The 21391-nt window shown below is 64.8% G+C and carries 16 protein-coding genes; 7 read left to right on the top strand and 9 right to left on the bottom strand.

Annotated elements, in window-relative coordinates:
* Positions 1–10: 10 nt before the first annotated feature.
* Positions 11–910 carry a LysR substrate-binding domain-containing protein gene (locus AC5QPF_RS12095; protein WP_494963429.1) on the bottom strand — a complete coding sequence of 300 codons (900 nt, stop codon included), beginning with the start codon at positions 908–910 and terminating at the stop codon, positions 11–13.
* A gap of 152 nt (positions 911–1062) precedes the next feature.
* Between AC5QPF_RS12095 and ydiJ the strand changes: the two genes are divergently transcribed.
* Positions 1063–4077: a D-2-hydroxyglutarate dehydrogenase YdiJ gene (gene ydiJ / locus AC5QPF_RS12090; RefSeq protein ID WP_494963428.1), complete on the top strand. Its 3015-nt coding sequence runs from the start codon at positions 1063–1065 to the stop codon at positions 4075–4077.
* A gap of 259 nt (positions 4078–4336) precedes the next feature.
* On the opposite strand, the gene AC5QPF_RS12085 is transcribed toward ydiJ, so the two are convergent.
* The 5 genes from AC5QPF_RS12085 to AC5QPF_RS12065 form a co-directional block, all read right to left on the bottom strand.
* Complete coding sequence (locus tag AC5QPF_RS12085) at positions 4337–5350, bottom strand: helix-turn-helix domain-containing protein (RefSeq protein WP_494964160.1); 1014 nt, start codon at positions 5348–5350, stop codon at positions 4337–4339.
* A 152-nt stretch (positions 5351–5502) separates the two neighbouring features.
* Entirely contained in the window at positions 5503–6354 is an 852-nt protein-coding gene (locus AC5QPF_RS12080) for an ABC transporter permease subunit (protein WP_494963427.1), read from the bottom strand.
* The gene (locus AC5QPF_RS12075; protein WP_494963426.1) at positions 6351–7202 is read right to left on the bottom strand and encodes an ABC transporter permease subunit; all 852 of its coding nucleotides are present in this window, start codon (positions 7200–7202) and stop codon (positions 6351–6353) included. Before AC5QPF_RS12075 ends, AC5QPF_RS12080 begins: the two co-directional genes overlap by 4 nt.
* Positions 7199–8296, bottom strand: a complete 1098-nt coding sequence (locus tag AC5QPF_RS12070; protein ID WP_494963425.1) for a betaine/proline/choline family ABC transporter ATP-binding protein — start codon at positions 8294–8296, stop codon at positions 7199–7201. The genes AC5QPF_RS12075 and AC5QPF_RS12070 overlap by 4 nt, the downstream gene beginning before the upstream one ends.
* A 106-nt stretch (positions 8297–8402) precedes the next feature.
* Complete coding sequence (locus tag AC5QPF_RS12065; protein WP_494963424.1) at positions 8403–9254, bottom strand: glycine betaine ABC transporter substrate-binding protein; 852 nt, start codon at positions 9252–9254, stop codon at positions 8403–8405.
* 576 nt (positions 9255–9830) lie between these two features.
* Between AC5QPF_RS12065 and AC5QPF_RS12060 the strand changes: the two genes are divergently transcribed.
* The 6 genes from AC5QPF_RS12060 (at position 9831) to AC5QPF_RS12035 (ending at position 17094) form a co-directional block, all read left to right on the top strand.
* Positions 9831–10550, top strand: a complete 720-nt coding sequence (locus AC5QPF_RS12060; protein WP_494963423.1) for an FCD domain-containing protein — start codon at positions 9831–9833, stop codon at positions 10548–10550.
* A 94-nt stretch (positions 10551–10644) separates the two neighbouring features.
* On the top strand, positions 10645–11964 hold the full coding sequence (locus AC5QPF_RS12055; protein WP_494963422.1) for an FAD-dependent oxidoreductase: 1320 nt from the start codon (positions 10645–10647) through the stop codon (positions 11962–11964).
* 198 nt (positions 11965–12162) lie between these two features.
* Positions 12163–13491 (top strand): MFS transporter, encoded by a 1329-nt coding sequence (locus tag AC5QPF_RS12050; RefSeq protein WP_494963421.1) that lies wholly within the window; start codon positions 12163–12165, stop codon positions 13489–13491.
* Between the two features lie 40 nt (positions 13492–13531).
* A complete protein-coding gene (locus AC5QPF_RS12045; protein WP_494963420.1) occupies positions 13532–14434 on the top strand; it encodes a dihydrodipicolinate synthase family protein in 903 nt (300 codons plus the stop codon).
* A 1-nt stretch (position 14435) separates the two neighbouring features.
* The gene (locus tag AC5QPF_RS12040) at positions 14436–15926 is read left to right on the top strand and encodes an aldehyde dehydrogenase family protein (protein WP_494963419.1); all 1491 of its coding nucleotides are present in this window, start codon (positions 14436–14438) and stop codon (positions 15924–15926) included.
* 256 nt (positions 15927–16182) lie between these two features.
* Positions 16183–17094 carry an EamA family transporter gene (locus tag AC5QPF_RS12035; RefSeq protein WP_494963418.1) on the top strand — a complete coding sequence of 304 codons (912 nt, stop codon included), beginning with the start codon at positions 16183–16185 and terminating at the stop codon, positions 17092–17094.
* 99 nt (positions 17095–17193) lie between these two features.
* On the opposite strand, the gene AC5QPF_RS12030 is transcribed toward AC5QPF_RS12035, so the two are convergent.
* From AC5QPF_RS12030 to AC5QPF_RS12020, 3 genes are all read right to left on the bottom strand, one after another.
* Complete coding sequence (locus AC5QPF_RS12030) at positions 17194–18381, bottom strand: amidohydrolase (protein ID WP_494963417.1); 1188 nt, start codon at positions 18379–18381, stop codon at positions 17194–17196.
* Between the two features lie 14 nt (positions 18382–18395).
* Positions 18396–20018 (bottom strand): amino acid permease, encoded by a 1623-nt coding sequence (locus AC5QPF_RS12025; protein ID WP_494963416.1) that lies wholly within the window; start codon positions 20016–20018, stop codon positions 18396–18398.
* 94 nt (positions 20019–20112) lie between these two features.
* Positions 20113–21321: a diaminopropionate ammonia-lyase gene (locus tag AC5QPF_RS12020; protein ID WP_494963415.1), complete on the bottom strand. Its 1209-nt coding sequence runs from the start codon at positions 21319–21321 to the stop codon at positions 20113–20115.
* Between the last annotated feature and the right edge of the window lie 70 nt (positions 21322–21391).

Below are 21391 nucleotides of genomic sequence, written 5' to 3'. Positions count from 1 at the left end.
CAACGACACATCACTCCTCCCGCAGATCCGGCTCCTCCAGCAACCACCCGCGAAACGCCTCCAGCGCCGGCAACGCCTGGTTGCGCGGCGGGTACACCAGGTAATACCCCCGGGCGCTGGCATACGCCGGCAACGGACTCACCAGCTTGCCTTCCGCCAGCTCATCGGCAATCAGAATCCGCGGCACCAGCCCGATACCGATATCCGCCCGCACCGCCTGGATCAGGTGCGAAGTCAGCTCGAAGCTCGGCCCCAGGCGCATCGACTGTAGCGCCACGCCCTGATGGGAAAACCAGTCGCCCCAGGCATTGGCATTGTTGGCCACGCTGAGCAGGGTCTGTCGGGCGATGTCCTGTGCCGTCCACACCTCACGCGAAGCGGCCAGAGCCGGCGAGAGGATCACCAGCAGTTCCTCGGCATGCAACCGATGGCAGACCAGCCCCGGCTGCTCGCCACTGCCAACGACGATAGCCGCATCGATACCGCTGGTGGCGAAGTCCACCGGCTCGATCCGCGAGTTGATATGCACCAGCACCTCGGGATGTCGCCGGTAGAACTCGTGCAGCCGCGGCAGCAGCCATTTCGAACCGAAGGTCGGCAGCGTCGCCAGCCTCAGGCTGCCGCCACCGCCGTGGTGGGCCATGGCATGCAGGGTGGCGCTGCGGATCCGCCCCAGTGCCTCGCTGATCTCGCGCTGGTACAGCCGCCCGACCTCGGTGAGCTTGACCGTGCGCCCTTCACGGCGGAACAGGATCACCCCCAGTTGCTGCTCCAGGGTCTGCACCTGGCGGCTCACCGCGCTCTGGGTCAGGGACAGTTCCTCGGCGGCACGGGTGTAGCTTTCATGCCGCGCGGCGGCCTCGAAGGCCAGGAGCAACGACATGGACGGGGTCAGGCTGCGGTAATTCATTCATAAAACTCATCAAAGGCTGCGCCAATTTCCGTTTGTGCACGCTGCGAGACTACGGAATCATTGGCATCATCCATTACTGGCTCAAGGATGACCATACATCCAGGTCAGGTATTCATGATTAGCCGCCATTATTACGAGGCCATCCCACGATGATCGCCCAACTCCCGGTCGCCGCCCCCGCCGCCGACTACACCGCCTTCCTCGATGCCCTTCGTGCTGCTGGTTTCCGTGGCCAGTTCAGCGCCGACTACGGTACCCGTACGGTGCTGGCCACCGACAACTCCATCTACCAGCGCCTACCCCAGGCTGCGGTGTTCCCGCTGGATGCCGATGACGTGGCGAAGGTCGCCACGGTCATGGCCGAACCACGCTTCCGCCAGATCAAGCTGACCCCGCGTGGCGGCGGCACCGGCACCAACGGCCAGTCGCTGACCGACGGCATCGTCGTCGACCTGTCGCGGCACATGAACCAGATCCTCGAAATCAACGTCGAGGAACGCTGGGTGCGGGTCCAGGCCGGGGTGGTGAAAGACCAGCTCAATGCCGCGCTCAAACCCCACGGGCTGTTCTTCGCCCCCGAGCTGTCCACCTCCAACCGTGCCACTGTCGGCGGCATGATCAACACCGACGCCAGCGGCCAGGGCAGTTGCACCTACGGCAAGACCCGCGACCATGTACTGGAGCTGCACAGCGTGCTGCTTGGCGGCGAGCGCCTGCACAGCCTGCCGGTGGACGACGCCACCCTGGACGCCGCCTGCGCCCTGCCTGGCCGGGTCGGCGAGGTCTATCGCATGGCCCGGGAGATCCAGGAAACCCAGGGCGAGCTGATCGAAAGCACCTTCCCCAAACTCAACCGCTGCCTGACCGGTTACGACCTGGCACACCTGCGTGACGACGGCGGCCGCTTCAACCTCAACAGCGTGCTGTGCGGCGCCGAAGGCTCGCTGGGCTACGTGGTGGAAGCCAAGCTCAACGTGCTGCCGATCCCGAAATATGCGGTGCTGGTGAACGTGCGCTACAGCAGCTTCATGGACGCCCTGCGCGACGCCAATGCGCTGATGGCGCACAAGCCGCTGTCGATCGAGACGGTGGACTCGCGGGTACTGATGCTGGCGATGCAAGACATCGTCTGGCACAGCGTCGCCGAATACTTCCCGGCCGATCCCGAGAAGCCGACCCTGGGCATCAACCTCGTCGAGTTCTGCGGTGATGAACCGGCAGAGGTCAACGCCCGGGTCGCGGATTTCATCCAGCACCTGCAGAGCGACCAGAGCGTCGAACGCCTGGGCCATACCCTGGCCGAAGGTTCGGCGGCGGTGACCAAGGTCTACACCATGCGCAAGCGCTCGGTGGGCCTGCTCGGAAATGTCGAGGGCGAAGTGCGCCCGCAGCCGTTCGTCGAAGACACCGCGGTACCGCCAGAAGCGCTCGCGGACTACATCGCCGAATTCCGCGCTCTGCTCGACGGCTACGGCCTGACCTACGGCATGTTCGGCCACGTCGACGCCGGTGTGCTCCACGTGCGCCCGGCGCTGGACATGAAGGACCCGGCCCAGGCCGCGCTGGTCAAGCCGATCTCCGATGCCGTCGCCGCCCTCACCCAGCGCTACGGCGGACTGCTCTGGGGCGAGCACGGCAAGGGCCTGCGCTCGGAATACGTGCCGGACTACTTCGGCGAACTGTACCCGGCGCTGCAGCGCCTGAAGGGCGCATTCGACCCGTACAACCAGCTCAACCCCGGCAAGATCTGCACCCCGCCGGACAGCGCCGAAGGCCTGATCAAGGTCAACGAGGCGCCGCTACGCGGCGAGCACGACCGGCAGATCGACGAGCGCGTGTGGCAGAGCTTCGGCAGCGCCGTGCACTGCAACGGCAACGGCGCCTGCTACAACTACGACCCCGACGACGCCATGTGCCCGTCGTGGAAAGCCACCCGCCAGCGCCAGCATTCGCCCAAGGGCCGTGCCTCGCTGATCCGCGAATGGCTGAGGCTGCAGGGTGCGGCGAACGTCGACGTGCTCAAGACCAACGGCGTGTCCTGGCTCAAGGGCCTGCCGCAGCGCCTGCGCAACGTGCGGGCGCAGCAGCAGGGCCAGGCCGACTTCTCCCATGAGGTGTACGACGCCATGGCCGGCTGCCTGGCGTGCAAGTCGTGCGCCGGGCAATGCCCGATCAAGGTCAACGTGCCGGACTTCCGCTCGCGTTTCCTGGAGCTGTACCACAACCGCTACCAGCGTCCGCTGCGCGACTACCTGATCGGCTCGCTGGAGTTCACCATTCCGTACCTGGCCCATGCGCCGGGGCTGTACAACGCGGTGATGGGCTCCAGATTCGTCGGTGGTTTGCTGGCCGAGCGCATCGGCATGGTCGACAGCCCGCTGATCAGCCGCTTCAACTTCCAGGCCACCCTCAAGCGTTGCGGCGTGCGCGCGGCCAGCGTGCCGGCGCTGCGCGAACTGACCCCGGCGCAGCGCGAGCGCGCCATCGTGCTGGTGCAGGATGCCTTTACCCGCTACTTCGAGACGCCGCTGCTGGCCTCGTTCATCGACCTGGCTCATCGCCTCGGGCACAAGGTGTTCCTCGCGCCGTACAGCGCCAACGGCAAGCCACTGCATGTGCAAGGCTTCCTCGGTGCGTTCGCCAAGGCAGCGATCCGCAACGGCACCCAGCTCAAGGCCCTGGCCGACTGCGGCGTACCGCTGGTGGGCCTGGACCCGGCGATGACCCTGGTGTATCGCCAGGAGTACCAGAAGGTGCCGGGGCTGGAGGGTTCGCCGAAGGTGCTGCTGCCCCAGGAATGGCTGATGGATGTGCTGCCGGAGCAGAGTGGTGGCAAGACCGCCAGTTTCCGCCTGATGGCGCACTGCACCGAGAAGACCAATGTGCCGGCCAGCACCAAGCAGTGGGAGCAGGTGTTCTCGCGGCTGGGGCTGAAGCTGGCGACCGAGGCCACCGGCTGCTGCGGGATGTCCGGGACCTACGGGCACGAGGCGCGCAACCAGGAGACCTCGAAGGTGATCTTCGAGCAGTCATGGGCGGGCAAGCTGGACAAAGAAGGCGAGCCGCTGGCGACCGGGTATTCGTGCCGTAGCCAGGTGAAGCGGATGGCGGATCGCAAGTTGCGGCATCCGTTGGAGGTGGTTTTGCAGTATGTGATTGGCTGAAGTCTGGAGCTGTCTTTACCGGCTTCATCGCTGGCAAGCCAGCGCCCACAGGTTCTCCACTGCCTTCAAGGACGGTGCGGTCCCTGTGGGAGCGGGCGTTGCCCGCGATGGCGTCCGCCCGGACACCACCTTTGTCAGTGCCGGCCTCATCGCTGGCAACGCCAGCTCCCACAGGTTTCGCGTCAAGCCCGAAACCCGCGGCTGGCCGGAAACAAAAATCTGCCTCCGGCCATAGAATCTCCCACAGGGTATGCGGCGTCTATTCGGCCTTCTTTGCTTTGCCACCTTTGACCAGGCCATAGCGAATCTCCTTCGACGGCCCATAGCCATAGAAGGACGTGTAGCACTTGCTGAAATGACTCGGCGAAACGAAGCCGCAAGCCAGCGCCACATCGATCAGCAACAGGTCGGAATGCTGCAGCAGCCGCCGGCTCTCGGTAATCCGCAACTCCAGGTAGTAGCGCACCGGGGTGGTCCCCAGCTGGGTCATGAACAACCGGCCGATCTGCCGCTTCGAACGCCCCACATAGTGAGCCAGTTGGTCCTGGCTCAACGGCTCCTCGATATTCGCGCTCATCAGGTTGATGGCTTCGCGCAGCGGTTCGCTCATCTTCTCGTGCAGGGTCGGCCGGGCGCGGCGGTAGCGCGACTCCTCGAACGCCAGGATATCCACGATGGCATCCACCAGCCCTCGGCCACAGCGGCTGTTGATCCACTCCAGGACCAGGTGGAAGCCCCCCGCCGGGCTCGCGGCGGTAAGACGGTCGCGATCGACCATATAGCTTTCACTGGTGACCTGGCTGTCCTTGGCGATCTCGGCCACCGCCGCGCGGTGTTCGGGATGCACCGCGCAGCGATAACCGTCGAGCAGCCCGGCCTGGCCAAGGAACCAGGCACCATTCCACAACCCGGCCAGGGCCACGTGCTTTTCCTGGGCACGGTGCAGCACCTGCACCAGTTCGGGAATCGGCCGCAACACCGTGCGCAGCCCACCACAGACCACCAGCAAATCGAGGTCGTCGAGGTTCGCCGAGTTGAGCGGCGCATCCGGACAGATCACCAGCCCCAGGTCGCTGACCCGCGAGCCGCCATCGAGGGTGAAGGTACGGGTGGTGAACGACGCCGCCTGGATCAGGTTGGCCGTGACCAGGGTGTCGAGGGCCTGGGTGAAGGCCGGCAGGGAGAAGTGTTCGAGCAGGATGAAGCCGACCCGGCCCTGTCCGCCGGCCGCCTGGCCCTTTTCGCCAGTGAAGCGCAGGTTCGAGCCCTGCATGGCATCACTGAAATGCCTTCTTTCAACCACGTTATGTCTTCCACGCTTGTTCTTTGGAGAGCGCCGAAACGTCGAAACCGCCACGCCGACGGGCATCGATGAATGATGCACGCCGGCGTGGCGGTGTCCAACTGTCGTTCAGCTTTTTCTGTTTATGTTGCGGCCCGGATGCGGCGACCTTGCAATGCTCCTCGCGACAGCCGGTCCAGCAACAAGGCCACGGCGACGATCGCCAGGCCGGCACGCAGGCCGAGGCCCATTTCCATGCGGGTCAGGCCGCGGGTCACTTCCGCCCCGAGACCGCCCGCCCCCACCAGCCCGGCCAGCACCACCATGGCCAGCGACAGCAGGATGCACTGGTTGAGGCCCACCAGCAGGGTCGGCATGGCGGTAGGCAGCTCGATCTTCAGCAGGATGTCCCGCGGCGAGGCGCCCATGGCCTTGCCCAGCTCCAGCAGGTCGCTACGCACGCCATTGAAGGCCAGGGTGGTCAGGCGCAGCATCGGCGGGATGCCATAGATGATGGTGGCGAGAATCGCAGGGACCTTGCCCAGGCTGAACACCATCACCGCCGGAATCAGGTAGACCCATGGCGGCACGGTCTGCATCACGCTAAGGATCGGGCTGAGCACGGCATCCAGGCGCTTGATCCGCGAGGCCAGCACGCCCAGCGGGAAGGCGATAACCACCGAAATGATCACCGCCACGGTGACCAGGGCGATGGTCTGCATGGAGGCAGCCCAGAACCCGGAGAGCAGGCAGAAGCCGAGCATCACCACCGCCAGCACGGCGGCACGCAGATTGATTAGAAAGCCGGCGAGCAGCGCCACCAGGGCGATCATGCCGTAGGCCGGGATCGCCAGCAGCCCCCCCTCGATACCGCCCAGCGCGGCTTCGATGCAGCGGCTGATAAAGGCGAACAAGCCGTGCAGGTTGGCGTTCAGCCAGTCCACCGACGGTGCCAGCCAGGCGCCTGGGGAGAACTTGATGTCGGCAGGATTCATTGCGCAGCCCTCCGGCCGATGCGGGTGGCGCTCTGGGCCATCCGGTCGAGGATCAGGGTGAGGATGACGATGGCGATGGCGGCGTTGATCGACATGGCGATGTCCAGGGTACGGATCGCCCCGTAGATCACCTCGCCGAGCCCGCCGGAACCGACGATGCCGGCAATCACCACCATGCCGAAGGCCATCATCAGGCCCTGGTTCACCCCGGCCATGATGCTTGGCAGGGCGAACGGCAGGCGGATCTTGAAGAACTGCTGCATGCCCGTGGTGCCGCTGGCCTGGCCCAGTTCGATGAACACCTTGGGCGTCTGGCGGATGCCCAGGGAGGTCAGGCGCACCACCGGCGGCACGGCGACGATGAAGGTGGCCACCAGCGCAGTGCCCGGGCCGTAGCCGAGCAAGGCAATGGCCGGCAGCAGGTAGATGTAGGGCGGCAGGGTCTGGATCAGGTCCAGCACCGGCTCGCTGAGGCGGTCCAGCGACGGCATCAGGCCGGCGGCGACGCCCAGCGGAATGCCGATCACCAGGGCCATGCTGGTGGCGGCGAGGACCAGCGCCAGGGTGCTCATGGTCTGCGGCCACAGGCCCATGATCGCGCACAGCAACAGGCCGACCATGGCCCCCACGGCGAAGCGCCAGTTGCCGACCAGGCGCCAGCCGAGCACGCCGAAGAGCAGGATGATCACGTAGAACGGCACCAGGGTCAGGCCGTTGTAGATGGCCTGGTAGCCGGCATGAAGGATGTCGTTGAGGCCGTCGAAGAACCACGCGCCGTTGTCCGACAGCCATTCCAGCCGGGCATCGACAAACTCGTCGAAGCCGGCGGCGAAACCGGAGACGTTCATAGCGCGGTCTCCAGTTGCGCGGCGGCCTGCTCCTGCGCCGGCGTGCCCTGCACGCCACGCAGCAGGTCCTGCTGGGTGATGACGCCGAGCAGTTGGCCGTTGTCGACCACCGCCAGAGCGTCGCCACCGGAGCTGATCATCAGGTTGATCAGGGCATCGAGGTCGGCTTGCGGGCCGGCACTCGGCAGGCGCGCGGCATCGAGCTGCGGATGGGCGGCCAGCGACGACATGATCGAATGCGCCTTGACCAGGTGCAGCCGCGAGATGCCGGCGACGAACTCGGCGACATAGGCATCGGCAGGCTTGAGCACGATGTCCTCGGCGCTGCCCTCCTGGATGATCACCCCGTCCTTCATGATGGCGATGCGATCACCGATGCGGATCGCTTCCTCCAGGTCGTGGGTAATGAACACGGCGGACTTGCCCAAGGACTTGGTCAACTGGCGGAACTCGTCCTGCAGTTGGCGACGGATCAGCGGGTCGAGGGCGCTGAAGGGTTCGTCCATGAGGATGACTTCCGGATCGGAGGCGATGGCCCGGGCCAGGCCGACCCGCTGCTGCATGCCGCCGGAGAGTTCGTCCGGATAGCGCGCGGCCCAGTCGCTCAGGCCGACTTTCGCCAGCGCCTGTTCGGCGATCTTGTGCCGTTCGGCCTTGGGCACGCCGCGCACTTCGAGACCGAAGGCGGCGTTTTCCAGCACGGTGCGGTGCGGCAGCAAGGCCACGCTCTGGAACACCATGCCGATATGCCGGGCGCGGGTTTCGCGCAGGGCGGCGGCATCGAGGGCGGCGATATCCTTGCCCTTGATCAGGATCTGCCCGGAGGTGGGGTCGATCAGGCGGTTGAACATGCGGATCAGGGTCGACTTGCCGCTGCCGGACAGGCCCATGATGCAGTAGATCTCACCACGCCGGACCCTGAGGCTGACATTCGACACACCGACCACACAGCCATGGTCCTGAAGAATCTGCTTCTTCGACAAACCACGCTCTTTATAAGCACGCATGGCGGTATCGGCGTTCTTGCCAAAAATCTTCCAGACCGATTGGCACTCCACCAATACGTCTTCAGCTACTTCACTTGCTGTGTTCATCTCGCACCCGTCGAACCAGGAATCTGGTTGGCTTTTTTATTACGTTCAGTTCGGCAGTGTTGAAAGCGCTGCCCGACACCTTCCCGGGCAACGCGGTGTTTCGAAATCAGTATTTCTTGATGTTTTCCCAGCGTTTGATCAAGTCGGCGTTCCTCGTCGCCCATTCCTGTACCGCCTGCTCCACGGTCTGGCCGTCCTTCATCGCGCCGTTGATCGCGGTGATGTCGGAAATCGGCAGGTAGACCCCGGCGATCAGCTCACGGGCCTGCGGATTCTCGGCGGAGAAGCCCTTCTTGCCGATCCAGTAGTAGCCCTGCGGCGGGGCGAAGGAGCCTTTCGGGTCCTTGAGGAACTTGACGTCGAACTTCTGCGCCATCCAGGACGGTTCCCAGGTGGTGACGGCGATCCACTCCTTGCGGTCCACGGCGGACTTGAGGGCGGCGGTCATGGCGGCGGTACTGCCTTCGAGCAGGTTGAGCTTGAGGCCGTAGTCGGTGACAGCCTTGGCGGCATCGCTCATCAGGCCCGAACCCGGTTCGATGCCGACGATCTTGTTGCCGAACTTGTCGGCGTTGGCGTTGAGCTCTTCCAGCGAGTCGATGGTCACGTACTTGGGTACGGCGATGGCCTGGTAGAGGCCGTGGGAAACCGGCGAGATCTTTTCCAGACGGTTCTTGTTCTTGTTCCAGTAGTCCTGCGCGGCGTAGTCGATCTGCGAGGCGAGGATCTGGATGTCACCCTTGCCCAGGGCGGCGTAGGCGATGCCCCATTCGGAGAAGTTGGTCACCTTGACGGTGTAGCCGGCGTCTTCGAGGACTTTCTTGGTGACGGTGGTGATCGGCGTCAGGTCTTCCCAGGACAGCGTGCCCATGGTGATGGTCTTTTCCTCGGCCTGCGCCTGGAACACCGTCAGACCGACCATTGCGAGGGTGCAAAGGGCCTTGCGGAAGAATTTCATCGTTGTGCGTCTCCGTTGTGGTGCTGGCCGGGCGCTTGGGGGCGTCCGTTGATTGTTGTTGGTTTTTTCGTGCACTGCGTCTTTCACAACTTTCTGACGGGGGTTTTCTGACACTCGGATCGACCTGCCGACCCCCGCCACACCCCGGGAACACGGGTGTTGAACCGAGATTCGCACGGGTTCGGAAGACGGTCAACGGAATTGTATTCTTTGTGTATACCAACAGAATTCAAAAAGAATTCATCGAAAGTGCTATTTTCCCCAGTGTTTACTGGGTTCCGAGGGTAGCGGACCCTGGGAAAAAGCCGTCGCGGGTAGATATGGTGATGGCGGGATTTGATAAGAGTGTGTCTTCTGGATGCCATAAAGGCCTCTCTCTTGCATCGCCTGTCATGGCCTCATCGCTGGCAAGCCAGGCACAAAACCCAATGAAACCGGGGATCAGACCCTGTCTCGGATACCTAGATAAGCAGCGAAAACCGCTCGCCGAAATATCTGTAGACACATTGTCTAATCCTCCCCTATAGTCGTTATACAAATTGTAGACACAACCTGATGAGTACAAAAAAGGCTCCCATGAAAGCCACCGCAACCGCCCTTTCCACTGCCGATGCCGGCCCTGATCGCAAGGCGCTTCTGTCCGAAGCCCTGCGTCGGCGCATCCTGAGCATGGAACTGGCCCCCGGCGCGGTGGTGGATGAACTGGCGTTGTGCGACGAATTCGGCCTGTCCCGACCGCCAGTACGCGAGTTGCTGCGACAGATCGCCGCCGAGGGCTACATCGAGCTGGAAGCCAACCGCGCCCCGCGCGTGGCGGCCATGAGTCACGAGTCGTTGCGCGCCTTCTTCCTGGCCGCGCCGCTGGTGTACATCGCCACCACCCAACTGGCCGCGACTCGCGCCACCGAGGCCGAGATCGAAGAACTGCGCCGTATCCAGGCCCTGTTCCGCGAGGCCATCGAAGAACAGCACGTGGAAAACCGCGTCATCTACAACGACGAGTTCCATCTGGAAATCGGCAAGATGGCCCATAACGACTACCTGATGCCGAGCCTGCGCCGTGTGCTTATCGACCACGCGCGACTGGGCAAGATTTTCTACCGCCACCCGACCACCGTGGACATGCAGAAGGACCTCGAACTGGCCTGCGACCAGCACGACCAGATCATCGAGGCCATCGCCCGCCACGACACCGAGGCGGCGGGCCAACTGATTCGCGAGCACATGGAGCTGTCGCGCCGGCGCATGGCGGAGTACGCCGCACCGGAAGGCATGGAGGTATCGCTCGCGTTTTGAAAGACCCCGGAGCATGAAGATTCAGCGAGGTTTCGCGAGTCATTTCGGCCTGGGTGGCAACACCGGATCAAACAAGAACAGCCAGGTCCCTGAAATGACAAAAGTAACCTCGTTGCCGGCCGACGACAGTTCGTGCGGTTGGTATCACCTGAGCCCAAAGCGCACGCCAAGGCCCGCGCATTCCGGCACCCGTCATGCCCGCTGGGTGGTGCTGGGCGCCGGCTATGTCGGCCTTGCCGCCGCGCGCCAGCTCGCGCTGAACTTCCCCGATGAACAGATCCTGTTGATCGAAGCCCAGGAAGTCGGCTTCGGCACCGCTGGCCGCAACGCCGGCTTCGCCATCGACCTGCCCCACGATATCGGTGCCGAGGACTATATCGGCGACATCGATATCGCCAAGACCTGCCTGCGTATCAACATGACCGGGCAGGACTACCTCAAGGACCTGGTCGCCCAGCACAACATCGACTGCCAGATGAAGTTCTGCGGCAAGTACCAGGCCGCCGTCGAGGATCGCGGCATCGCCGTGCTCGACGCCTACCGCCGTGGCCTGGAAAAGCTCGGCCAGCCCTTCGAGGTGATCGAAGGCGCCGACCTCCCCGACCATATCGGCACCCACTTCTATCGCAAGGCCCTGTTCACCCCCGGCACCGCGCTGATCCAGCCGTCGGCGCTGGTCAAGGGCCTGGCCGAGAGCCTGCCGGCCAACGTCAGCCTGTACGAGCACACGCCGATCCTCGACGTCGAGTACGGCGACAAGACCGTGCTGCGCCACGCCCGTGGCAGCATCACCGCCGACAAGCTGGTGCTGGCCAACAACGCCTTCGGCGGCCACTTCGGCTTCCTCAAGGGCGCCATGCTGCCGATCTTCACCTACGCCAGCCTGACCCGGCCGATGACCGAGCAGGAACAGGCGCGCCTGGGCGGCAAGCCGTACTGGGGCGTGATCCCTGCCGACCCGTTCGGCACCACGGTGCGCCGCACCCCGGACAACCGCCTGCTGATCCGCAACAGCTTCAGCTTCAACCCCGACGGCCGTGCCAACCGCAAGTACCTGGACCGCTATGTCGAACGCCACAAGGCTTCGTTCGACCGCCGCTTCCCGATGCTGCCGGACGTGGGCATCGAGTACACCTGGGGCGGTGCGCTGGCCATGTCGCGCAACCATGAAAGCTATTTCGGCCAACTGGCCCCGAATGTCTACGGCGCTTTGTGCTGCAACGGCCTCGGCGTCACCCGTGGCACCGCCACCGGCAAGTTGCTGGCGGACTGGCTGGCCGGCGAGAAGAACGACCTGATCGATTTCTTGCTGAAGTCACCCGGCCCGAATGCCAACCCGCCGCAGCCGTTCCTGTCGCTGGGCGTGAACGCCAACCTGGCCTGGGGCCAGATGCGCGCCGGCAAGGAAAGCTAGCCCTGAAGGTCTGCCCTGTGGGAGCGAGCTTGCTCGCGAAGGAGCGCAAAGCGCTCCCAAAGATCACCCAGGTAGTTGAAGTAAAGAAGTAGCAAACAGTGTCGCGCCGGCCAGGCGCAACTCCCCGGACTGAAGTTCCTTTTCAGCGCCGCGGACCCGCTCGGCCGGAAAACAGGTTCGATAGTGCAGGAAACAATAATGACAACTTCCAATCAATCCGTTGAAGACGTTCCACTCAACCGCTTTCACCAGTTGCTCACCGCCCGCTCCGGCGGCGGTTCGTTCGTCGACGGCTACGTGCTCAGCATCATCGGCGTGGCCATGGTGCAGATGTCCGCAGGCCTGGGCCTGACCGCCTTCTGGCAAGGCATGATCGCCGCCTCGGCGCTGATCGGCATCTTCTTCGGCGGCTTCCTCGGCGGCGCGCTGACCGACCACTTCGGTCGCAAGCGCATCTTCTTCGTCGGCCCTACCCTGTTCATCCTCGGTTCGCTGGCGCAGTTCTGGGTCGAGTCCGGGCCCATGCTGTTCGCCCTGCGTTTCCTGATCGGCGTCGCGGTCGGCATCGAATACCCGGTGGCCACCGCGCTGCTGGTGGAATTCCTGCCGAAGAAATACCGCGGTCCGCGCCTGGCAACCCTGACCATCCTGTGGTTCGCCGGTGCCGCCTTCGCCTATATCGTCGGCCACTTCCTGCTCGCCTCGGAGAACGAGAACGCCTGGCGCCTGGTGCTGGCCAGCCCGGTGGTGATCGGCGCGATCCTCTTCGGTCTGCGCATGGGCACTCCGGAATCGCCACGCTGGCTGCTGAGCAAGGGCCGTGCGGCGGAAGCCGAGGCGATCATCAAGCAGGTCTACGGCAATGCCTTCTCGCTGAAGAACCTGCCGGAGCAGCCCAAGGAAAAGAAAGTCTCGTTCCTCAACCTGCTGCACTCCGGTTACGGCAAACGCATGCTGTTCGTCAGCATGTTCTGGTCGTGCTCGGTGATCCCGGTATTCGCCGTCTACTCGTTCGCGCCGAAGGTCCTCGAAGCGCTGAACCTGAAAGGTGACTGGGCCTCCTTCGGCTCCGTGGCGATCACCTTGCTGTTCGTCATCGGCTGCATCATCGCCACCCGCCTGATCAACAGCATGGGCCGGCGCAGCATGCTGATCCACAGCTTCCTCTGGTCCGGCCTGGCCCTGCTCGGCCTGGCTTCGATGCACGACGACTCGCCGACCCTGGTACTGGTGCTGTTCGGTGCCTACGCCCTGTTCATCGGCGGTGCCCAGGTGCTGCAACTGGTGTACCCGAACGAACTGTTTCCCACCGAGATCCGCGCAGTCGCGGTCGGCGTCGGCACCTCGCTGTCGCGTGTCGGCGCTGCCGTCGGCACCTGGCTGGTCCCCATGTCGCTGCAAAGCTTCGGCATCGCCACCACCATGTACGCCGCCGCCGTGGTGACCCTGGTGGGCCTGCTGTTCGCCTGGGCCCTGGCCCCGGAAACCCGTTCCCTGACTCTGCAACAAGCCGCATCGCTTGGCTGATCGGCTCGAAACTTCCTTGCGTCCAACTGGAGAGACCCACATGAAATTCGCAGGCATCTACACCCCGGCCGTTACCCCTCTGAACGCCGATGGCAGCATCGACAAGGCCGGCTTCGCCGAAGTCCTCGACTACCTGGTGGAATCGAAGATCCACGGCATCATCATCGGCGGCTCCACCGGCGAGTACTACGCCCACACCACCCAGGAGCGCTTCGAGCTGGCCGCCCAGGCCAAGGACGTGATCAACGGCCGCCTGCCGCTGATCATCGGTACCGGCGCCATCCGCACCGAAGACTCGGTGGCTTTCGCCAAGCACGCGAAAGAAATCAAGGCTGACGCGCTGCTGGTCGGCACCCCGCCCTACGCCCTGCCGACCCAGCAGGAAATCGCCGTGCACGTGAAGGCCGTCGATGCCGCCGCCGACCTGCCGATCATGCTCTACAACTACCCAGGCCGCATGAGCGTGAGCATGGGTCCTGAGTTCTTCGATGCAGTCGCCGATGTGAAGAACATCGTCGCCATCAAGGAAAGCTCGGGCGACATGAACCAGCTGCACCGCCTGGCCACCCAGTACCCGCACATCTCCCTGTCCTGCGGCTGGGACGACCAGGCCCTGGAATTCTTCGCCTGGGGTGCCGACAGCTGGGTCTGCGCCGGCTCCAACTTCATCCCGCGCGAGCACGTGGCCCTGTTTGAGGCCTGCGTGATCGAGAAGGACTTCGCCAAGGGCCGCCGCATCATGGCGGCCATGATGCCGCTGATGGACTTCCTCGAAGGCGGCAAGTTCGTCCAGTCGATCAAGCACGGCGTCAGCCTCAACGGCCTGCGGACCGGCGGCGTGCGCGCCCCGCTGCAAGGCCTGGACGCTGCCGAGCAGGCCGAACTGGCCCAGGTCGTCGCCACCCTGAAAAGCACCATCGCCACCATCGTCGAGGGCAAGTGAAATGGCTGAACTGCTGAGCAAGGCAGAATACGTGGCCCTGGCCGCGAAACTGCAACCGCGTAACCAGGCCTTCATCGACGGCGAATTCCGCGACGCCATCGGCGGCCGCACCTTCGTCACCACCAACCCGGCCACCGGCGAGAAGCTGGCCGAAGTGGCCGCCTGCGACGTGCAGGACGTCAACGTCGCCGTTGCCGCCGCCAAGGCCGCTTTCGAAGACGGCCGCTGGAGCGCGCTGACCCCGGGTACCCGTAAAAAGGTACTGCTGAAGTTCGCCCAGTTGCTGGAAGACAATTCCCATGAGCTGGCCGTGCTGGAAGCCCTGGACAGCGGCAAGCCGGTCAGCGAGTGCCAGAACGTCGACGTGCCGGAGACCATCCACACCCTGCGCTGGCACGCCGAGCTGATCGACAAGATCTACGACGCCACTGCACCGACCGGTTCGGCCGCGGTGACCATGGTGGTCCGCGAGGCCATCGGCGTGGTCGGTCTGGTGCTGCCGTGGAACTTCCCGCTGCTGATGCTGGCCTGGAAGATCGGCCCGTCCCTGGCTGCCGGTTGCTCCATCGTGGTCAAGCCGGCCAAGGAAACCACCCTCACCGCCCTGCGCGTTGCCGAACTGGCCCATGAAGCCGGGATCCCGGCCGGCGTGTTCAACATCGTCCCTGGCGGCGGTCGCGAAGCCGGCGAAGCCATCGGCCGGCACATGGATGTGGCGATGGTCAGCTTCACCGGCTCCACCGATACCGGTCGCCTGTTCCTCAAATACGCCTCCGAATCCAACCTCAAGCGCGTGGTCCTGGAGCTGGGTGGCAAGAACCCGGCCGTGGTCATGAACGACTGCGAGGACCTGGATTCCGTGGCCCAGTTCGTCACCGCCGGTGCCTTCTGGAACATGGGCGAGAACTGCTCCGCTTCCTCGCGCCTGATCGTGCACAAGGACGTCAAGGACGAGCTTTTGTCCTTGATCTCCAAGCATGTGAAGGACTGGAAACTGGGCGACCCGCTGGACCCGGAAAACCGCCTGGGCGCCATGGTCAGCAAGGCGCACTTCGAGAAGGTCCGTTCCTACCTGGAATACGCCGCCGAGCAGAAGCTCAGCGTCGCCCTGGGTGGCGAGACCCAGGACGGCGTGTACGTGCAGCCGACCATCGTCGATGGCGTGGCCCGCGACAGCCGCCTGTTCGTCGAGGAAATCTTCGGTCCGGTGCTGAGCGTGACCACCTTCGACACCATCGACGAAGCCATCACACTTGCCAACGACACCATCTACGGCCTCGCTGCTTCGGCCTACACCGGCAGCCTGCGCAATGCCCTGCGCCTGTCGCGGGAGATCCGCGCCGGCGTGGTCACGGTCAACTGCTTCGGCGAAGGCGACGCCTCGACGCCGTTCGGAGGCTACAAAGAGTCCGGATTTGGCGGTCGCGACAAGTCGATCTGGGCGCATGATCAGTACACGGAGCTGAAGACCATATGGATCGACGCTTCGTGAGCTGAAACCCGGGTGCTGTTCTGACGGAGTTCGGTACCTGACCCGGCCACCGCCCCACGCAGGCGGTGGCCACCCCCGTTTCCTTTCGCAGTACGGCGAACGAGCAGCACGGCCCGTGCAGGCCACTACAACGCTGCGGCGCTGACGGTTCCCGAGTCTTCGGGCGACCACACAACTCCCATAACCCCAAAACCCGTCCGCACGACCGCCGCAGAGCGCTCGCGTGCGCACACATGCACAGACTTTTCTACTGCCCATGCTCGCCTCGAACGTTTCAACCCACAGCTCCACCCTCGGTCACCGCAATGCGCTGATCGTGGCCCATATCGCCGCGGTACTGTTCGGTCTAACCGGCATTCTCGGCGCCCTTATCCACTCGTCCGCCTCGGTCATCACCTTCGGTCGCGCGGCCTTCGCCGTGCTCGCCCTGGGGGCGGTGGCGCAGTTGCAGAAACGCGGTGTGTTCCACCAGTTGAACTGGCGCAAGTTCGGCATCATGGCCTTCAGTGGCGTGTTGCTGACCTCGCACTGGGTCAGTTTCTTCATCGCCATCAAGGTCGGTGGCGTGGCCGTGGCGACCCTCGGCTTCGCCAGCTTCCCGGCCTTTATCGCGATCCTCGACCTGCTGGTGTTCCGCGAGCGCATCCATGCTGCCGAAGGCCTGCTGTTGCTGCTGGTCAGCCTTGGCCTGGTGCTGGTGGTGCCGTCCTTCGACCTGCTAGACCAGGGCACCGTCGGCCTGCTCTGGGGCCTGGCCTCGGGCTTCTCCTTCGCCTTGCTGGCGATCACCAACCGCCGTGGCCTGCAAGGCATGAATGCGGTGCAAGTGGCGTTCTGGCAGAACTTCACCGTGGCCGTGCTGGTGGTGCCGTTCGCCCTGGATACCCTGCTGGTGCACGGGCTGGGCCACAGTGACTGGATCTACCTGGCGATGCTGGGGATCTTCTGCACCGGGTTGTCCCAGTACCTGTTCGTCAAGAGCCTGGAAGGGCTGGAGGCGCGCAGCGCAGGGATAATCATTGCCCTGGAACCGGTGTATGCGATCGCCTGTGCCTGGTGGCTGTTCGGCGAGCAGCCGTCGCTGCGGATGATGGCCGGTGCGACGTTGATCATCCTGGCCACGGTGCTGTCGGCGTGGGGGAAATTGACGGCGGAGCAGGTGCATTGAGTCGGCGCTAGTCTCAAGATGTGCAGCGCTCTTGAGATCGAGCGCCGCCCGCGCGGCGCTCGATCTCAAGGGCCCTGCACCTATCAAGGCGAGCACCTGTCAGCCCTGAATCGGTTCCATGCCATACGCTACCGGCAAACTGCGCCGCACCACCTCGGCAAAATACCGCGCCCCCGTCGCCAGGATCCCGTCGTTGAAGTCATAGCAAGCGTTATGCAATGGCGTCCCGCCCGCCTCGCCCTCCACGCCATTGCCGATGAACACGAAGTTCCCCGGCACCTGCTGCAGGAACGCACCGAAGTCCTCGGAAATCATCATCGGCGCTACCTCGGCCTCCACCGCTGCCTCCCCCACCACCGCCCGCGCCGCGTCCACCGCCAGCGCAGTGTTGCCCGCCCAGTTCACCGTCGGCGCGAACTCATGGGTGTACTCGAACTCGCAACTGGCCCCGTTCGCCGCGCAGATGCCCAGGCAGATCTCGCGCATCCGCGTCTCCAGCAAGGCCTGCACCGCCGGGCTGTAACTGCGGGTATCGCCCTTGATGGTCACGTGGGTCGGAATCGCATTGCGGATCCCATCGGTAAGGAACTCGGTGCACGACACCACCGCCGACATCCCCGGATCGACATTGCGCGCCACCACCGACTGCAATGCCACGACGATCTGCGCCCCTGTCAGTAACGGATCGATACCCATGTGCGGCCGCGCCGCATGAGTCCCACGGCCCTGTATGCGAATGACGAAATTGTCCTCGCTGGCCATGATCCCCCCAGCCCGCGTGGCGATATGCCCCGCCGGCATCCCCGGCATGTTGTGCGCGCCATAGATGGCATCCACCGGGAAGCGCTGGAACAAACCGTCGGCCATCATCGCCTTGGCCCCGCGCCCATGTTCCTCGGCCGGCTGGAAGATGAAGCGGACAGTGCCGTTGAAACCACCCTCCCGGCACAGCAGGTCGGCGGCGCCGAGGACCATCGCCATATGCCCGTCATGCCCGCAGGCGTGCATCTTGCCGGCGATATGCGAGGCATGCTCGCGCTGCGGTGCCTGTTCGTGGATGTTCAGGGCGTCCATGTCGGCGCGCAGGCCGATCACACCGCTGCCCTCGCCCACCGTCAGGCTGGCCACCAGGCCGGTGCCGCCGATGCCACGGTGCACCTCCAGGCCCATGTCGCGCAGGATCCCGGCGACCCGCTCGCTGGTGTCGACTTCCTCGAAGCCGGTTTCCGGGTGCCGATGGAAGGCGTGGCGCCAGGCTTTCAGGCGTTGTTCGAATGTGTCGTTCATGTTTGGGGGCTCTCTCAGGAAATCACGGGTTGTGCCGCCGGGGTCGGCGTGGCGTCGTCGACGTCAGCACGCCAGACCACGCTTTCTTGCAGGTAACGGGTGCGATAGCCGCTGCGCACGCCGGCGTAGTAGAAGGCCAGGGCCAACAGTGCGACCACCAGCATGTCCCAGCCGGCCGGGATCACGCCGATGCCGCCGAAGTCCGTGCTGCCCAGCCACGACACCAGGGCCATGGCCGGCAGGAAGCCGATCAGCCACAGCGCCGCGTACAGGTCCTTGGCAAAGCCGCTCCAGCCGGACCTGGCCTGGAACCAGAAGAAGATCGGCAAGGCCCCCACCACCAGCAGGATCACCTGGCCGGTCAGCGGCCAGCGCGCCCAGTACAGCACCAGCGAAGCGCAGACGAAGGCGAACGGCGCGAGCACAGCCATGCCCTTGATCACCAGTGGGCGCGGTACGTCGGCCGCGCTGTTGCGCAGGGCCATCAGGCTTACCGGCCCGGTGAGGAAGGAAATGATCACGGCCACCGAGATCACCGCCGCCAGCGTGCCCCAGCCACGGAAGAAGAACAGGAAGACGAAGGACACCGCGAGGTTCAGCCACATCGCCGGGCGCGGCACGCCATACAACGGATGCAGGCGGCCAAAGACCTTGGGCATGGTGTTGTTACGCTCCATGGCGTAGATCATCCGTGCCGTGGTGGCGGTGTAGATCGAACCGGTGCCGGACGGGCTGACGAAGGCATCCAGGTACAGCAGCATGGCCAGCCAGTTGAGGTTGAGGGCCAGGGCCAGTTGTGCCAACGGCGAATCGAATTGCAGGCTGTGCCAGCCGGCGGCAATGCTGTCCGGGCTCACCGCGCCGATGAAGGCGACCTGCAGCAGCACATAGATCACCAGGGCGATCAGCACCGAGCTAATCAACGCGAAGGGAATGCTGCGCCCCGGATTGCGCGCCTCGCCAGCCAGGCTTACCGGGCTCTGGAAGCCGTTGAAGCTGAAGACGATGCCGCTGGCCGCCACTGCGGTGAGCACCGCCGACCAGCCATAGGGGGCGAAGCTGGCCTCGGAGCCGTCGCCGAAGTTCTCGCTGTTGAAACCGGCCCAGATCAGCGCCACGCCGGTCAGCGCCGGGACGATCAGCTTGAACAGGGTGATCGCGGTATTGGTCCGCACGAACAGCTTCACACCCCAGTAGTTGAGGCCGAAGTAGACCAGCACCAATGCCGCGCTGGCCCACAGTCCCGGCGTGGTCAGCTCGCCATGGGCGACCATGGCCCGCGCCCAGGGATAATCCCAGGAAGCCATGTACTGGATCGAGGCGATGGCTTCGATGGGGATCACCGAGACGATGGAAATCCAGTTGGCCCAGGCCGCCATGAAGCCCACCAGCGAGCCGTGGGAATAGCGCGCATAACGCACCATGCCACCGGACTCCGGGAACATCGCGCCCATTTCGGCATAGGTCAGGGCAATCGCCAGGACCACCACGGCCCCGATCACCCAGGCCAGGATCGCCGCCGGCCCGGCGATGGCCGAGGCGTGCCAGGCACCGAACAGCCAGCCCGAGCCGATGATGGAGCCCAGGCCGGTGAGCATCAGCGACCAGGGTCCGATATTGCGTTGGGTAGTGTGCATCGTGTTCTCCATTGTTGTTTTTTTCTGGAGCAGGACACGCCGGACCAGGCTGCGTGGGCCTGGTCGACGTGGGAAAACAGGGAAACGGCAGGGGTCAGGCGCGGGCCGACCACTCGCGCTGGCGGGCGCGCACGGAGTCGGCGGACTCGCCCACCAGTTCGGCGTAGACACCCGGTGCGGTGGCGCCTTCGGTGCTGATCAGCAAGACCCGGGAGTCGGCGTCCAGGCCGAGGTCCTTGGCCAGCGCCGGAGCGCCAGCCAGGCGTTGCAACGCTGCCAGGCCGGCCACCGCCGACTCGCCGGCTTCCAGCGGGATGTCGCGAGCGCTGCCGGCAGCCAGGCGACGCATGGCAGCAACCGCCTCGTCGTCCTCCAAGGTCATGAAGAAGTCCACGCACGGCTGCAGGAACTTCCACGCCAGCGGCGAGGTTTCCCCGCAGGCCAGCCCGGCCATCACCGAGTCCACCGAGCCGGTGGCCTTGGCCGCACGGCCGGCCAGGGCGCTCTGGTACAGGCAGTCGGCCTGGGTGGGCTCGACCACGACGAAAGTCGGCCGCTGTGCGCCCTGCAGTTCCCAGAAATAGCTGGCGATGCCGGCGGCCAGGCCACCGACGCCGCCTTGCAGGAAGACATGGGTGAAGCCCTGGTCGTATGCCTCGACGATCTCCGCGGCGATGGTCCCGTAGCCCTGCATCACGTCCCGGGGAATTTCCTCGTAGCCGTCATAGGAGGTGTCGGACACCACCAGCCAGCCATTGCGGAAGGCCAGGGCAGCAGCCTCCTCCACCGACTCGTCATAGTTGCCGGCGATACGCACGATCTCGGCGCCATAGGCGGCGATGGCCTGCTCACGCTCGACGCTGACATTGGCGTGCAACACGATCACGCAGCGGCAGCCAAGGGTCTGCGCGGCGGCGGCCAGGGCGCGGCCATGGTTGCCGTCGGTGGCGCTGATTACGGTGAAGCCGGCCAACTCGGCGGCATGCTCGCCGGCGAGCAAGGCGCGCACGTTGAAGTTGTGCTCGGGGAAGCGGCGCAGGATCAGTCGCACCAGGGCGATAGGCGCGCCGAGGGCCTTGAAGCTGCCCAGCGCCGAGCGCCGCGACTCGTCCTTGACCAGCAATTGCCCCACGCCCAGTTCGGCAGCCAGGTCAGGCAAGCTTTGCAGTGGCGTGGCACCACGGTTGATGCCGCTCCAGTGCGACAGCCAGTCGCGACTCTGGCGGGCCTTGGCGATGCTCATGATGTCGCGCAGCTCCTCGGGGTAGGCAGCGCGGGTGACATTGGGGTTGGCGAGTAGCATTTCGGTCTCCATCGGGCAAGGCGGGGCCGTCACCCGCGACGCAGGGCCGCGGGTGTTGGCGTGAAAATGA

Source organism: Pseudomonas sp. Con_6, assembly GCF_059379395.1.
This window is presented reverse-complemented; position numbering and strand designations above follow the sequence as displayed.

Bases quoted from the DNA above. Each gene is read 5' to 3' on its own strand.
- AC5QPF_RS12065 (WP_494963424.1), bottom strand. From the start codon at position 9,254: ATGAAATTCTTCCGCAAGGCCCTTTGCACCCTCGCAATGGTCGGTCTG.
- AC5QPF_RS12030 (WP_494963417.1), bottom strand. From the start codon at position 18,381: ATGAACGACACATTCGAACAACGCCTGAAAGCCTGGCGCCACGCCTTC.
- AC5QPF_RS12035 (WP_494963418.1), top strand. From the start codon at position 16,183: ATGCTCGCCTCGAACGTTTCAACCCACAGCTCCACCCTCGGTCACCGC.
- AC5QPF_RS12075 (WP_494963426.1), bottom strand. From the start codon at position 7,202: ATGAACGTCTCCGGTTTCGCCGCCGGCTTCGACGAGTTTGTCGATGCC.
- AC5QPF_RS12070 (WP_494963425.1), bottom strand. From the start codon at position 8,296: ATGAACACAGCAAGTGAAGTAGCTGAAGACGTATTGGTGGAGTGCCAA.
- AC5QPF_RS12055 (WP_494963422.1), top strand. From the start codon at position 10,645: ATGACAAAAGTAACCTCGTTGCCGGCCGACGACAGTTCGTGCGGTTGG.
- AC5QPF_RS12045 (WP_494963420.1), top strand. From the start codon at position 13,532: ATGAAATTCGCAGGCATCTACACCCCGGCCGTTACCCCTCTGAACGCC.
- AC5QPF_RS12080 (WP_494963427.1), bottom strand. From the start codon at position 6,354: ATGAATCCTGCCGACATCAAGTTCTCCCCAGGCGCCTGGCTGGCACCG.
- AC5QPF_RS12040 (WP_494963419.1), top strand. From the start codon at position 14,436: ATGGCTGAACTGCTGAGCAAGGCAGAATACGTGGCCCTGGCCGCGAAA.
- AC5QPF_RS12050 (WP_494963421.1), top strand. From the start codon at position 12,163: ATGACAACTTCCAATCAATCCGTTGAAGACGTTCCACTCAACCGCTTT.
- AC5QPF_RS12020 (WP_494963415.1), bottom strand. From the start codon at position 21,321: ATGCTACTCGCCAACCCCAATGTCACCCGCGCTGCCTACCCCGAGGAG.
- AC5QPF_RS12060 (WP_494963423.1), top strand. From the start codon at position 9,831: ATGAAAGCCACCGCAACCGCCCTTTCCACTGCCGATGCCGGCCCTGAT.
- AC5QPF_RS12095 (WP_494963429.1), bottom strand. From the start codon at position 910: ATGAATTACCGCAGCCTGACCCCGTCCATGTCGTTGCTCCTGGCCTTC.
- ydiJ (WP_494963428.1), top strand. From the start codon at position 1,063: ATGATCGCCCAACTCCCGGTCGCCGCCCCCGCCGCCGACTACACCGCC.
- AC5QPF_RS12085 (WP_494964160.1), bottom strand. From the start codon at position 5,350: ATGCAGGGCTCGAACCTGCGCTTCACTGGCGAAAAGGGCCAGGCGGCC.
- AC5QPF_RS12025 (WP_494963416.1), bottom strand. From the start codon at position 20,018: ATGCACACTACCCAACGCAATATCGGACCCTGGTCGCTGATGCTCACC.